Annotated in this window: 11 protein-coding genes; 8 read left to right on the forward strand and 3 right to left on the reverse strand. The window is 55.2% G+C overall.

What is annotated here, in order from left to right:
- Positions 1 to 21: 21 nt before the first annotated feature.
- From FJ695_RS13280 to FJ695_RS13295, 4 genes are all read left to right on the forward strand, one after another.
- On the forward strand, positions 22 to 825 hold the full coding sequence (locus FJ695_RS13280; RefSeq protein ID WP_141185903.1) for a UDP-2,3-diacylglucosamine diphosphatase: 804 nt from the start codon (positions 22 to 24) through the stop codon (positions 823 to 825).
- Positions 822 to 1,859, forward strand: a complete 1,038-nt coding sequence (locus FJ695_RS13285) for a glycosyltransferase family 1 protein (RefSeq protein ID WP_141185904.1) — start codon at positions 822 to 824, stop codon at positions 1,857 to 1,859. Before FJ695_RS13280 ends, FJ695_RS13285 begins: the two co-directional genes overlap by 4 nt.
- Positions 1,860 to 1,990: 131 nt before the next feature.
- Positions 1,991 to 3,013: a threonine/serine dehydratase gene (locus FJ695_RS13290; protein WP_141185905.1), complete on the forward strand. Its 1,023-nt coding sequence runs from the start codon at positions 1,991 to 1,993 to the stop codon at positions 3,011 to 3,013.
- Positions 3,014 to 3,315: 302 nt separating this feature from the next.
- Positions 3,316 to 4,647: a globin-coupled sensor protein gene (locus tag FJ695_RS13295; RefSeq protein WP_141185906.1), complete on the forward strand. Its 1,332-nt coding sequence runs from the start codon at positions 3,316 to 3,318 to the stop codon at positions 4,645 to 4,647.
- A 211-nt stretch (positions 4,648 to 4,858) separates the two neighbouring features.
- Here the strand turns inward: FJ695_RS13295 and FJ695_RS13300 are convergent, their stop codons facing one another.
- Positions 4,859 to 6,109, reverse strand: coding sequence for a protein phosphatase CheZ (locus tag FJ695_RS13300; protein ID WP_141185907.1), 1,251 nt, complete (start codon positions 6,107 to 6,109; stop codon positions 4,859 to 4,861).
- A 120-nt stretch (positions 6,110 to 6,229) separates the two neighbouring features.
- On the opposite strand from FJ695_RS13300, the gene FJ695_RS13305 reads away from it, so the two are divergent.
- Positions 6,230 to 7,405 (forward strand): MFS transporter, encoded by a 1,176-nt coding sequence (locus FJ695_RS13305; RefSeq protein WP_141185908.1) that lies wholly within the window; start codon positions 6,230 to 6,232, stop codon positions 7,403 to 7,405.
- Here FJ695_RS13305 and dgcA read toward each other — a convergent pair.
- Positions 7,402 to 8,388: an N-acetyl-D-Glu racemase DgcA gene (gene dgcA / locus FJ695_RS13310; RefSeq protein ID WP_141185909.1), complete on the reverse strand. Its 987-nt coding sequence runs from the start codon at positions 8,386 to 8,388 to the stop codon at positions 7,402 to 7,404. The two genes, FJ695_RS13305 and dgcA, sit on opposite strands and share 4 nt — an antisense overlap.
- Positions 8,385 to 9,398 (reverse strand): N-acetyltransferase DgcN, encoded by a 1,014-nt coding sequence (gene dgcN / locus FJ695_RS13315; RefSeq protein ID WP_141185910.1) that lies wholly within the window; start codon positions 9,396 to 9,398, stop codon positions 8,385 to 8,387. The genes dgcA and dgcN overlap by 4 nt, the downstream gene beginning before the upstream one ends.
- Before the next feature lie 92 nt (positions 9,399 to 9,490).
- Between dgcN and FJ695_RS13320 the strand changes: the two genes are divergently transcribed.
- From FJ695_RS13320 to FJ695_RS13330, 3 genes are read left to right on the forward strand one after another with little or no spacing between them, the layout of a single operon-like run.
- Complete coding sequence (locus FJ695_RS13320) at positions 9,491 to 10,639, forward strand: ABC transporter permease (RefSeq protein ID WP_141185911.1); 1,149 nt, start codon at positions 9,491 to 9,493, stop codon at positions 10,637 to 10,639.
- A gap of 7 nt (positions 10,640 to 10,646) precedes the next feature.
- Entirely contained in the window at positions 10,647 to 11,456 is an 810-nt protein-coding gene (locus FJ695_RS13325; protein ID WP_209011029.1) for an ABC transporter ATP-binding protein, read from the forward strand.
- An 11-nt stretch (positions 11,457 to 11,467) separates the two neighbouring features.
- Entirely contained in the window at positions 11,468 to 13,471 is a 2,004-nt protein-coding gene (locus FJ695_RS13330; protein ID WP_141185912.1) for an MlaD family protein, read from the forward strand.
- Positions 13,472 to 13,486 lie beyond the last annotated feature (15 nt).

Below are 13,486 nucleotides of genomic sequence, written 5' to 3' on the forward strand. Positions count from 1 at the left end.
AATGGATCATGGAGACGTGAAATGTCCACTTCAGAGGCATCGCGGCATTACAGGGCCTTGTTTATTTCAGACGTTCACTTGGGAACCAGGGGGTGCCAAGCTGAGCTGCTTCTGGACTTTTTGAAAGACAACGATGCAGAGACCGTTTACCTGGTCGGCGATATTGCGGACGGCTGGCGTCTGAAACGGTCTTGGTACTGGCCCCAGCTCCACAACGATGTGGTTCAAAAGATCCTGCGCAAGGGCCGCAAGGGTTCTCGTATCGTCTATATCCCCGGCAATCACGACGAGTTCCTGCGGAATTTTCTAGGCACGCATTTCGGCGGCGTCGAAGTCACCGACAGTATCATTCACGAGACTGCCGATAAAAAACAGTATCTGGTTATCCATGGCGATCAGTTCGATGTGGTGATCCGGCACGCCAAATGGCTCGCCTTTTTTGGTGACAAGGCTTATGTCACCGCGCTCGCTGTGAATACGGTCATGAATACCATAAGGCGGCGGTTGGGGCTGACCTACTGGTCTCTGTCTGCTTGGGCTAAACTGAAGGTCAAGAATGCCGTCAGTTTCATTGGGCGGTTCGAAGATGCGCTTTGTGATGAAGCACGCCGCCAGGGCGTTGACGGCGTGATTTGCGGTCATATCCACCATGCTGCGAACCGTGATGTGAATGGCATCCACTACATCAATACAGGTGATTGGGTGGAAAGCTGTACGGCGGTTGCCGAACATCATGATGGAACCTTTGAGGTGATCAGATGGGTAGAACAAGCCCAGACCGGTGCCGAGTTGGCGAAACCACAGGAAGCTCCGGTCGCCGCATGAGTTCCATTCTTGTTGTGACGGATGCCTGGCATCCGCAAATCAATGGTGTTGTCCGGTCATTAGAGCGGACGGCGGAAGAACTCAGCGCCCTCGGTGTTCGGGTCGAGTTTTTAACCCCGCAATCCTTCCGGACGTTGCCTTGTCCAACCTATCCGGAAATCCGCCTGTCTCTGACCCATCGGGGAACCATCCGCCGGATGATCGATGAGTTTGGCTGTGAGCATCTTCATATTGCCACAGAGGGGCCGCTCGGGCTGCTGGCTGCTAGTATTGCCAAGAAACGTGGCCAGCCATTCACGACAAGCTATCACACGCGTTTTCCAGAATATGTGTCCGCCAGGATGCCTGTGCCGTTGTCTTGGTCTTATGCCTGGATGCGCCGGTTTCACAACGCTGGCGATGGCTGCATGGTGGCCACGAAGTCCTTGGAAAATGATCTGAGAGATCGTGGCTTTAGTAACTTGATGCGCTGGTCGCGAGGGGTCGATGAGAACCTGTTTAAGCCCTACGACGGCTCAGTCCTCCCGGCGGATCTACCGGGGCCGGTCTTCATGTATGTTGGCCGGGTTGCGATCGAAAAAAACATCAAGGCTTTCCTGGATCTGAAACTAAGCGGGTCAAAGGTCGTGGTTGGCGGTGGTCCGCAACTTGAAGCCTTGAGGCGGGAATACTCCGACACGCTCTTTGTGGGGTCGAAAACCGGCGAAGACCTTGCCCGTCACTATTCGGATGCGGATGTGTTTGTCTTTCCGTCACTGACGGATACGTTTGGCAACGTCATGCTGGAAGCGCTTGCGTGCGGTGTCCCGGTGGCTGCCTATCCAGTGATGGGGCCGCTCGATGTGATCGGTGGCACCGGAGCCGGGGTGCTCTCGGATAATCTTGCCGAAGCCGCCGAAGCGGCCCTCGACATTCCGCGCGATCATTGCCGCAGTATTGCGCTGAACTACACCTGGGCGGCGAGCAGCCGGCAGTTTCTTGAAAATTGTAATGCAGCCATCAACCGGTCAACCACGGCAAACGCCGCTGAATAGCCCGCCCACGTAACTTACCCTGCCGATCGATTGAGATTCGGGGGTGTTGTCACGGGGACAATGTTGTTGTTGCCAGCCCGAAGCCATCTGAGTACTCCTTTCCTCCATTGACAAGTTTCAAGGTGGCTTTGATGACGGAAACGGCAGCACATACGGCAACGGAACCCTCCTCCTACAAGGACGCAGCAGTCACTTTTGAGGACATTCTAGATGCCGCCAATGCCATCAATGGCGTTGCAGTCAAAACACCACTTTTGAACAACCCAGCTTTGGATGAGAGAGTTGGCGGGCGTGTCTTCATCAAGCCTGAATGCCTCCAACGAAGCGGCTCGTTCAAATTCCGGGGTGCCTACAATTGTTTGCGCCAGATTGACCCGGAGATACGTTCCAAAGGTGTTGTGGCCTGTTCCTCTGGTAATCATGCGCAGGGTGTGGCTGCAAGCGCCCAAATCTTCGATATGCCGGCAACGATCGTCATGCCGGCGGATGCGCCTGAAGTTAAGTTAACCCGGACCCGTGCTTATGGAGCGACGGTGATAACTTATGACCGGGCCAATGAAGACCGGGATCAAATTGCGTCAAGGATCTGCTCGGAAACGGGAGCGACCTTTGTCCACCCTTACAACGACCCAGCTGTCATCGCGGGTCAGGGCACGACCGGTCTGGAAATGGCCGCGCAGGCAAAAGAAATGGGCGTTCAACTGGATGACGTTTTGGCGTGTACAGGCGGCGGTGGATTGTCCAGCGGCATTGCCTTGGCGTTAGCGCATATGTCCCCCGAAACGGTGTTCCACACGGTGGAGCCGGAAAATTTCGACGACTACAAGCGCTCCTTAGAAGCTGGCACGCTGCTCTCCAATGAAGCAAAGTCAGGTTCGGTTTGTGATGCGCTATTGTCTGAAAGTCCCGGAGACATTGGATTTTCAATTCTGCGCCAGTATTCCGGAGAAGGTTATACGATAAGCGATGACCAGGCATTAGACGCCGTCGCATTTGCGTTTTCCGAACTCAAGTTGGTGTTGGAACCGGGAGGCGCCGCAGCTTTGGCCGCTCTTCTCTCGGGAGAAATTGACCTAAAGGAAAAAACGGTTGGTGTCGTGCTGACCGGCGGAAACATCGACCCTAAGATGTTGTTTAGTTCTCTATCCCGTTAACCGGCTGTTAGGAGGCTAACCGTTACCCGGTTGCCAGCCGAATAGTTCGCTAGAAAAACCTTTGTAGCGGATCTAAAGGTAAGGGGAAATTCGTAGGGTCGCGTTATTCGAGCGGAAATATCAACAGCTTACGCTGCGTCGGGTGTCTTTTTTGCCTAGCGCAACCTTGGTCTTTCTGTCTTCAGTACCGAAACACGCAATATTCCAAGATGTCTAACTTCGCTTGGTGGCGAAGGCCGTTTTACTATGTGCAGTCCTGGCCGGAGGGGGACGGGATTGTCAGGTGACAGTATGGAGCTGATATGCACAAACAAACGCTGAAGGACAGGCTGGCGTTTTTCCAATACACAGAAGATGATCGCGCACTGGCAAAGTCGGTTTGGCCGGCAATTCAAGCTGAGCTGCCGCGGATCATGGATGGGTTTTACGCCCATGTAAAAACAGTCCCCCATTTGGCTGATATGGTCGGAAATCAGGAGCAGCGTCTTATCGCGGCGCAGTTGTCGCATTGGGAGATGCTGTTTTCCGAAGGTCCGAGCAACAATTATCTCGACCGGTCGGTCCGCATCGGGTTGGCTCATGTGCGCATCGGATTGGACCCAAGCTGGTACATCGGCGGCTATTCCTTTGCGATGACGCAGATCTCGGAAATCCTGATCAAGAAACGGCTGATGTCTGCGTCTAAACGGGCAAAGGCGCTGGCCGTGGTCACCAAGCTTGTCATGCTGGACATGGATATCGCCATTTCCACGTATCACGAGAAAATGGTGGCGGACGCGGTTGCCAAGGAAGAAGAGCTCAAGGCCGCAATTACATCCTTTGAAACGACCTTGGGCAGTGTTGTTGGCGGTCTCAGCTCCGCATCCGATGAACTTGAGAACTCCTCGCGGGATTTGAACCGCGAAACCAGCTCCATCAGCGAGCGCATGCAAAACATGGATGCCTCGTCCGGCGAGACGGCGAGCGGCGTTCAGTCCAGTGCGACTGCGACGGAAGAAATGAGTGCCTCGATCGTTGAAATTGGCCGTCAGGCTGGGCAGTCCCGGGAGATGGCCTTGCAGGCGGTGCAGGGTGCGCAGAATACCAATGAATCGGTTACGAAGCTGGCCGGATTTGCAGATCAGGTTGGATCTGTCATCGGGTTGATTTCCGATATCGCAGAGCAGACCAATCTTCTTGCCTTGAACGCAACCATTGAGGCGGCCCGGGCCGGTGAAATGGGCAAAGGTTTTGCCGTTGTTGCGGCTGAAGTGAAGGAACTGGCGAGCCAGACGACAAAGGCGACCGAAGAGATCACGGAACAGATTGCTGCTATTCAGCAGGCTACACGGGAATCGGTCCAGGATATCGAGGGCATTACCACCATCATCGGCGAACTGTCGGAAATTGCCACAGGCATTGCCGCTGCTGTCGATCAGCAAGCTTCGGCTACTGCGGAGATTTCTTCGAGTGTCCAGATTGCCGCCTCTGGCACGCAGGTGTTCACCGACGAGATTTCAGCGGTACGAACTTCAGTTGATGTGGTCGACGGTACCGTTGAAGCCATTCACGAGACTTCCTTGACGCTCAAGGACCAGGCAGCCCGGCTTGGAGAAGAAGCGAACCGGTTTTTTGCCGCGGTCAAGACCGGCTAAATCTGAATAAAGAGGGGAGGCATCGTTGAGTGGTCTTCGGACTTCTTGGCGATGCCTTAAATTACTGAACACGCCGCACGGATTGTTATCTGTGCGGCGTTTGTTTTTGGTGGCCGTTTTACCGGACGTCTGCAAGTCACTTCATTGCTGGGCAAATAAAAAAGGGCGCCGAAGATGCGGCGCCCTTTTTCGATAGGTTTTTAGCTTCGGCTTAGTTGAAGAGAGCTTGGCGTTCTGCTTCGGTCAGGTCCACCAAGGGATCTGCATTGTCATCACTGTCAGCTTCTTGCTCGATCACAGCCCAATCCGCGTCGGCTTCGGCTTCTGTAGCAGCTTCTGACTCTGATGCAGCCTCTGCCTCAACTTCAGCTGCGAGATCGGCTTGTATGTCTTCAACCGCCACCGTTTCTGATTCTACAGCTGCTTCCATATCAGCTTCGGCGTCAGTCTCAACTTCAGCATCAAACAATTTATCAATTGCAGCTTCGTCGAGAACTTCATCTCCCGCCATATTTTCAAAGTCGCCAGAGAATTCATCTGCTGGGGCTTCTTCAGCGGCTTCACTTGCAGGAGCCGGCGCAAACATGTCGTCAATGGCAGCCGCATCCATGGGCTGACTGTCTTCTGCCATAATGGCATCAATATCGGCAGCGCCGAGCGATTGTCCCATTTCGTGGCTGAAGTCAGAGGCCTCGGACGACACCTCATTGGCAACGTCAGTCAGCGCGGCGTCCAACACGTCTCCGCTGACCGACATCAATTCGTCGACGCTGTTTTGGCTAACGCCGGCGCCGGCCATCTGCGGGCCGTTCAACAAGTGTGCATCCGGGCGATTGTCGACAGGACCAGCCGTTTCATCGGCTTCGAGATCTTCAATGCCCCAAATGTTGATCATCAAATTGATGCGGCTTTCCAGATACCGCAGCACCTGAACCACCTTGTTGGTCCGCTGGCCGGTCAGATCCTGGAAGGAACACGCCATGAATATTTCAGTGGCCTTGGCATCAATGTCGTCGCAAGTCGCATCGTCAGCGCCGTTCTCCCGCAGAACCCAGGCCTTTTCCTGGATTTGCTCAGCTGCTTCAAGAATGGACTGAGTCGCCCCTTCTGTTTGCGTGACGATGGCATCCAGTTCATGCGAGGCGTCGACAAAGCGGTTGCTTTGGTCGGTATCGTCTTTGATGTTCGCGATTTCGGCTTTGGTCCGCTCGATCGCTTCATGCATATCTGCAATATCAAGCCGGATCTTATCGAGATCGGGAACTTTGCGCTGGCGGGTGACCACTTTTTCAAGACGCCGGATCGAACTTAGGATCTCGGTTGTTTCCGGGGTCTTGTTGCGATTCAAAAACTCCTTTAGAAACCGACGTCCCCGATCGGATTCCATCAAGGTCTGTTCAAGCGTCTGATATTCGGCTTCGCCGATCAGCTCCGGTTCTGCTTGTAGTGTTTCCGCTTTCATAAGGACGCGATTCTCAACTCTGCAAGGGCCGTTCGGTAGCCGCTACGGACTATTCTGACTTTCAAGGTAAACTCAAAATCGTTAATTTTTTTTTGGGCTTCGACAGACGGCGTACTTTACATGTTTAAATTGTCCCCAAGCTTAAGTGCGCGTGTCTCCAGTTTGTTTGCTGTCCATTTCTTCGGTTATGGCCTGTTTCTGCCGTTCTTTCCTGTTGTTTTGGAGTTTGAAGGTTTCTCGGCAGCGGACATTGGTTTTGTCCTGGGCGCGGGCACCATAGCGCGAATTGCGGCGAGCCCAGCCTTGTCCAATCTTGCCGATCGGACCGGCCAGCGGCGCTGGTCCATCTTCATCTATTCGATTCTCGGCACAGCGTTCATCGCGCTGTTTGCGTTCGGAAACGGGCTTTATGTTCTGGGCGCTGGCGTTATTGGGTACATGGTGTTCAAAGCCCCGGTTCTGCCGCTCAGCGATGCTTATGCCTTGGATGCAGCACGCAACACAGGGGCAGATTATGCCCGGATGCGGCTTTGGGGATCAGCCGGATTTGTCGCTGCGACCATCGCGGGCGGCTGGCTGGCAACCGATGAAACCATCTGGGCGATCCTGCTTCTGATCGGTCTGGCTTCGTTTTTCACCGGTTTCGTTGTCATGTCGCTTCCGCGCCAGAGCGGGGCCGGGGACGTAGGTGTCGCCAATGACGATTCGTTGGAAGCTCCGTTTAGAAGCATTTGGTTTTGGCCTGTGCTGATGCTTATGGGGCTGTTTCAGGCAAGCCATGCGGCCTTTTATGGTTTTGGAACCTTGTACTGGCAGGCCGCGGGAATCGCAGATCAAACCATTGGAATTCTATGGGCTATTGGTGTTGTGGCCGAGATTGCCCTGTTTACAGTTGCCGGCCGGATTGCGCTGCGGTTCGATCCTCCGGTGTTTCTGATTGTTGCCGGTGTTGCCGCAGTTATCCGATGGGGACTGTTCCCGTTTGCTGACGCGCTTTGGTCCATGGTCGCGCTTCAGCTTCTCCATGCTTTGACCTTTGGGGCAGCGCACCTTGGTGCGATTGCAATTCTCGCCAAGGTCGTTCCCAGCCGTTGGGCGGGCACGGGCCAGGGATTGCTGGCAACGTCCATTGGTTTGCAAATGGCAGCCGGGCTGAGTGTCTGTGGCGCGCTTTATGAAAGCAATCCCGATCTGCCGTTTTATGTGATGGCGGCCGTATCCGCGGTTGGAACACTTGGCATGTTTGCGCTGACACCTGTGGTGCGCCAGCGCATGGCTTCAAGCGCGGTGGACTAACCCCAGAGGGCAGTTTCCGGCGGGAACAATGTGCTGCCTTCGAACACAAGGCCAGGTGTCCGATCCTCGGTCAGCAGTAAGGGACCATCAAGATCGACGAAATCGGCGCTTTGAGCCAGCAGAACTGCAGGTGCCATGGCCAATGATGTTCCCAGCATGCAGCCGACCATAATTTTGAAGTCGAGCTTTTTTGCTTCGTCAAGAAGCGCCAGCGCCTCCGTCAGGCCGCCGGATTTGTCGAGCTTGATGTTGATCGCATCATAACGGCTGCGCAGATCCTCTAGGCCATCCCGTGTGTGCAGGCTCTCATCGGCGCAGATCGTGATTTTGCGCTCCAACCCAGCCAACAGGCCATCATTGCTTGAGGGCAGGGGTTGTTCGATCAGAGCCACACCTGCGGCTTCACACGCCGCCATGTTGCTGGCAAAACAACTGTCGTCCCAGGCTTCATTGGCATCGACGATCAACGTGCTGTCCGGAGCCGCTTTGCGCACGGCTTCGATCCGCTCGTCATCTCCGCTTCCGGAAAGTTTGACTTTCAACAGCGGTCGATGCGCGGCCTGAGCGGTTTTTTCAGCCATCGTTTCAGGAGTGCCAACGCTGATGGTGTAGGCGGTGGTCACAGGCTTCAAAGCTGCGATCCCTGCAAGATCGGTAGCCCGTTTACCGGACAGCTTTGAGTCCAGATCCCAAAGGGCGCAATCGACCGCGTTGCGGGCTGCACCTGCCGGCATTGCGGACTGCAAGGTCTCACGCGTTAGACTGTCCTGGAGAAGCGGGGCAATCTCCTGGATTTGTGCCTGCACACTTTCCATGGTCTCGCCATAGCGGGCATAAGGCACGCATTCTCCGCGGCCTGTGTGCCCGCCATCGTCTATTGACACCACCAGCACGTTGGCATGTGTCCGGGTGCCGCGGGAAATTGCGAATCCCCCCCCAGCGATTTCAAAACTTTCTTGGTCGATACGGACAGTGCGGCTCATGGGGCACCGAACTCCGTCGCAACTTTATCCACCAGGCTGTCCATGCCGTAACGCACTGGATCGGTCGCAGGTAGACCATGCTCTTCGCCGACCTTTGCCAGATAGGCCTGGGCCTCCTCATCACTCAGTGCTTGGGTGTTAACAGCAATCCCTAAGCAGCGGATGTCCGGATTGGTCAGCCGGCCACATTGAATGGTCATGTCGATGACTTGCTGGATGGTCGGCAGTGGCGTGTCGACACCGCGCATCTTGGTACGGGTCGGTTCATGGCAGACAATAAAGCCGTCCGGCTGGGACCCATGCAGAAGGCCGAGTGTGACACCTGCAAACGACGGGTGGAACAGGGAGCCCTGGCCTTCAACAACCTGCCAGTGATCGTCATCGGTCGCTGGCGACAACCATTCGGCAGCACCTGCAATGAAGTCCGCAATGACAGCATCCAGGGAGAGGCCACGGCCTGAAATAAATACACCTGTCTGACCGGTGGCACAGAACGAGCTCTTGTAGCCACGCTCATTGAGCGCTTTGTCCATTGCCAGTGCGGTATATTTCTTGCCGACAGAACAATCCGTTCCAACCGCCAGGATGCGTTTACCGGGTCTCTTGGTGCCTTTGCCGGTTGCGAAAGCCATATTGTTGTGGCGCACATCATGCAGCTGCCCGCCGTGTGTGACGGCGGCTTCTGCGATTTCGGGAATATCGCCGAGCCGGACATGGAGGCCCGAAGCGACGTCCAGGCCAGCATTCAAAGCTTCAACAATCGAATCGATCCAATGGTCTGGCAGCCGACCACCAGCATTGACCGCGCCGATGACCATGGTTTTTGCACCGGCGGCGACCCCATCTGCGATCGACATGTCCGCAAGGCCTGTATCGGCCGCACAGCCGTCGAGCCGGACTTGCCCGATACACCAGTCTTTGCGCCAATCAACAATGCCGGTCGCGGTTTTGGCTGCGAGGGCATCGTGAACGTCACCTAGGAACAAAAGGTAAGGACGGGCTATTTCCATGGACAAAGCTTTCATCTGACTGCTGGACGTTAATCTTCGCAATCAGGTATACGGGGGGAAGTTGACGAGCGGCAAGAGGGCAACCCTCCGGAATGGCATTCTTGGAAAAAAACATTGCGCCGGAGATGCATCTTGAAACCGATGATGCTGGCCGCCAGTTTCTATCTCTTTCTGGCGACTGGACGGTCAGTACGCTTGCAGAAGCCGATCGGCAGATCGAGACGCTCGAAATTGCCAAGGACAAATTGACCTGCATCGACGTGTCGAACATTGGACATTTGGACACCAGCGGAGCCTGGTTGATCCACCGGACCCGTGGTCAATTGGAGTTCAGCGGCCGTAAAGTTGAATTGACTGGCCTCAGCGAGGTTCGGCGGAGCCTGTTCAAAGAGATAGAACGCCATCATCCGCCGCGTTGGTCTCCGGACCGGTCCGGTTTCACCATTGTCGGTTTTTTGGAAGCGACCGGCCGTCAGATGGTGGAAGCTTACAAAGACGCCCTCGCCATGCTGCACATTCTTGGGTCTTTGGGGATGGTGCTGTCTACAGTGCTTCTGCAGCCCAAACGCCTGCGCAGCATTGCCATCGCCGTTCAATTTGACCGCAGCTGTATTGGCGCAGTGCCGATTGTTGCGCTGATGAGTTTTCTGATCGGGGCGATCATCTCGCAGCAGGGCGGATTTTATCTGAAGCAGTTCGGCGCTGATATCTTTGTTGTTGATTTGGCTGGGATCTTGGTGCTCCGGGAAATTGGGGTCATTCTGACTGCGATCATGGTTGCGGGCCGGTCCGGCTCCGCGTTTACCGCTGAACTCGGCGCAATGCGGATGCAGGAAGAGGTCGATGCGCTTCATGTCATCGGGCTGAGCGTTACCGAAGTTCTTGTGCTGCCACGTATTCTGGCTTTGATGATTGCCTTGCCGATCCTCACATTCGTGGCTGACATGGCCGCTCTGTTTGGTGCCGGGCTAATCACTTGGGTTTATCTGGACATTCCACCGGCAGCATTCCTTGTTCAGCTGAAAGCCGCAATCACGGTGAACACTTTTGTTGTCGGTCTCATCAAGGCGCCGTTCATGGCGCTGATCGTCGGACTGATTGCTTGTGTCGAAGGACTCAAGGTTGAAGGCTCTTCGGAATCGCTCGGTCGGCACACAACCATGTCGGTGGTCAAGGCGATCTTCCTGGTGATTGTCGTCGACGGTTTTTTTGCGATCTTCTTCGCGGCGATTGGAGTGTAACGGCAATATGGCGGTTTCTGAGATCCAATCGGCTGACGGCACAAAAAAGCCGGTACAGAGCACGTCTGAAAACATCCTCTCTGTCAGGGACATCACTGTCGGATTCGGTTCCAAGATTATCTTGCAGGATCTCGATCTTGATGTGCGCCGGGGCGAAGTGCTCGGATTTGTCGGGGGCTCGGGAACAGGCAAATCAGTTCTGATGCGCACGATCCTAGGGCTAACCCCTAAAAGAGCAGGCAAGATCAGCGTTTTTGGTCACGACCTCGCCTCGGCCAGCCCCAAGATCCGCAAAACAATTGAGCGGCGCTGGGGCGTGTTGTTTCAGCAGGGCGCCTTGTTCTCGTCGTTGACGGTCAAACAGAACATTCAAGTGCCGATGCGCGAGCATTTGAAACTGCCGCAACAGCTAATGGATGAGTTGGCAACATTGAAACTGGAGTTGGTTGGCCTGCCCCAAGACGCTGCAGATAAATTGCCAGCAGAATTGTCCGGCGGCATGGTCAAACGGGCGAGCCTTGCACGCGCCCTTGCACTGGACCCGGATTTGGTGTTTCTGGACGAACCAACGTCCGGTCTGGATCCAATTGGGGCCGCTGCGTTCGATTCGTTGATTGCCAATTTGAGCTCTACTCTGGATTTGACCGTTTATATGGTTACTCACGACCTCGATAGTCTGCATTCCATCTGTGACCGGATCGCAGTTCTGGGGAATAAGCAGGTTCTGGCGATCGGACCGCTCGAAGATATGATGAAAAATGACGATCCTTGGATTAAGTCTTATTTTCGAGGCGAACGGGCCCTGCGCCGGACATGAGGTTGGAGTGAATGGAAACCCGCGCAAATTACATTCTGATTGGCGGTTTTATGATCGCGGTCCTGATCAGCGCGTTCGGGTTCATCTATTGGCTCGCCGTCACAGCTGAATCTCGGCAAAATGTTGAAGTCAAAATCCTCTATCCGGGTCCGGTAACTGGGCTTCCGGTTGGCGGGCAAGTTCTGTTCAATGGCATCCGGGTCGGCGACGTGAAGTCGCTGGACTTTGCCCCAGGGGATCCGACCAAAGTTTTGGCGACGGTTCGCATCCGCCCGTCCACACCGCTGCGTGAGGATACCAAGGCAACCTTGAACTTCACCGGCTTGACGGGCGTAGCCTATGTCGATTTGACCGGTGGGACGAGTTCAGCGCCACTCCTGCTGGATCCGGAGGGACGGCAAGACCCGAATGATATTCCGGTGCTTCATGCGGAACGTTCGTTTTTTGACGATATCGTGGATGGAGCCCGCGATGTCCTGAAACGGGCAGATTCGACCATGCAGACCGTCGATACGCTGCTGAAGGAGAATGGCCCGGCGATCGCAAAGACGATCCAGAATGTCGAAACATTCTCAGACGCGTTGGCTGCCAATGCGGATGGTGTTGAAGACTTCATGGCCAGCATTGGCAAGGCGTCAGAAGCCTTTTCCAGCCTGTCTGGCCGGATGGAGGGCTTGGTGGACCAGGGCGAACGGCTGCTGGCCGCTGTGCCCTCTGACAAGGTCACAGCCATCGTCGACGATCTGCAGACCTTTTCCGCAAGTCTCGGCAAGGCCGGCGACGACATTGATGCTGTGATGGCCGATGCCCAAGGCGTCGCCAAAGATCTGGCCGCGTTTACCGAGCGTTTGAACAACGGTCTCGGACAAGTGGAATCCATTGTTCAGGCTGTCAAACCGGAAGATATCGAAGCGGTCATGCAAGGCGCTGCTGCGCTCGGAGATGTCTTGAAAAAACGCTCCAGTGAAATCGACGAATTGGTGGTCGCAACCACAAGCACCATGCAGGGTGTAAACAATATCGTCGACATGATCCGTCAGCGCGAGGGAACCATCTCCGAAGTGATCACGGGTAGCCGCGATATAGTTGTGAAAGTTGATGAAATCGTCACGCGCGGAGTTGAAGTCGCGGCAGTGATCGATCCGCTTCAGATCGAGGAGATTGTTGCGTCAGTCGGCACCTTTACCGAGGGGCTGAACGCGTCACTGCTTCGGGTTGATGAAATTGTGGCTAGCGTCGACCCGAACAAGGTCGGACAAGCGGTTGATGGTGTTGCGAGCGTGATCGACAACTTCAACAATCAGCAAAGCCAGATCAACGAGATCATCGCGTCCACAAAGTCGACCATCCAGAATTTCGAAGCGGTATCGGCGACAGTCCGTGGTCAGGATGACCGGATTGCGGCGCTGATCAGCGACGTTCAGTCCGCCGCGGAACGGTTCGCGGCGACGCTGCAGTCAGCAGATGACCTTTTGAAAGCAGTTGATCCGGAGAAAGTCGCCAATATTGTTGGATCGGTTGAAACAGCGGCTTCCGGCCTTGCTGGCGAAGACGGCATTCCGGCGATCTTGCAGAGCGCCCGTCAGGCTGCGGACAATGTCCAGCAAATGACGGCGGATCTTTCCAAGCGGACTCCAGATGTCGACCAGATCATCACTGATGCCAAGCAAATGACGGCAACATTGAACTCCACCTCTGTTCGGGTGGAAAGCCTGGTCGAGAAAGTATCCGAGATGGTCGATGGCGACGGCGAGGGATTGATTAAGGAAGCAACGCTGGCGGCTCGGGCGATCCGCAAGGTAGCCGTTGCTTTCGAAAGCCGTGCGGATTCCATTGCCGGTGGCTTGTCGAAATTTGCTACACAAGGTTCGGCGGATCTATCGTCTGCGCTGTCGCAATTCAACCGGACGCTGGTATCTATTCAACGGGCAGCGCAAAGCTTTGAACAACAGCCGAACCGGATCATCTTCGGCGGCGAAGAGGTGCCGACATATCAAGGCGGGCGGCGCCGGTGAGTAAGGTGAGTAAAG

It is taken from the genome of Labrenzia sp. PHM005 (assembly GCF_006517275.1).
In the GTDB taxonomy this organism is placed as follows: domain Bacteria; phylum Pseudomonadota; class Alphaproteobacteria; order Rhizobiales; family Stappiaceae; genus Roseibium.

Bases quoted from the DNA above. Each gene is read 5' to 3' on its own strand.
- dgcN (WP_141185910.1), bottom strand. From the start codon at position 9,398: ATGGAAATAGCCCGTCCTTACCTTTTGTTCCTAGGTGACGTTCACGAT.
- FJ695_RS13325 (WP_209011029.1), top strand. From the start codon at position 10,647: ATGGCGGTTTCTGAGATCCAATCGGCTGACGGCACAAAAAAGCCGGTA.
- FJ695_RS13290 (WP_141185905.1), top strand. From the start codon at position 1,991: ATGACGGAAACGGCAGCACATACGGCAACGGAACCCTCCTCCTACAAG.
- FJ695_RS13285 (WP_141185904.1), top strand. From the start codon at position 822: ATGAGTTCCATTCTTGTTGTGACGGATGCCTGGCATCCGCAAATCAAT.
- FJ695_RS13305 (WP_141185908.1), top strand. From the start codon at position 6,230: ATGTTTAAATTGTCCCCAAGCTTAAGTGCGCGTGTCTCCAGTTTGTTT.
- FJ695_RS13280 (WP_141185903.1), top strand. From the start codon at position 22: ATGTCCACTTCAGAGGCATCGCGGCATTACAGGGCCTTGTTTATTTCA.
- FJ695_RS13320 (WP_141185911.1), top strand. From the start codon at position 9,491: ATGGCATTCTTGGAAAAAAACATTGCGCCGGAGATGCATCTTGAAACC.
- FJ695_RS13330 (WP_141185912.1), top strand. From the start codon at position 11,468: ATGGAAACCCGCGCAAATTACATTCTGATTGGCGGTTTTATGATCGCG.
- FJ695_RS13295 (WP_141185906.1), top strand. From the start codon at position 3,316: ATGCACAAACAAACGCTGAAGGACAGGCTGGCGTTTTTCCAATACACA.
- dgcA (WP_141185909.1), bottom strand. From the start codon at position 8,388: ATGAGCCGCACTGTCCGTATCGACCAAGAAAGTTTTGAAATCGCTGGG.
- FJ695_RS13300 (WP_141185907.1), bottom strand. From the start codon at position 6,109: ATGAAAGCGGAAACACTACAAGCAGAACCGGAGCTGATCGGCGAAGCC.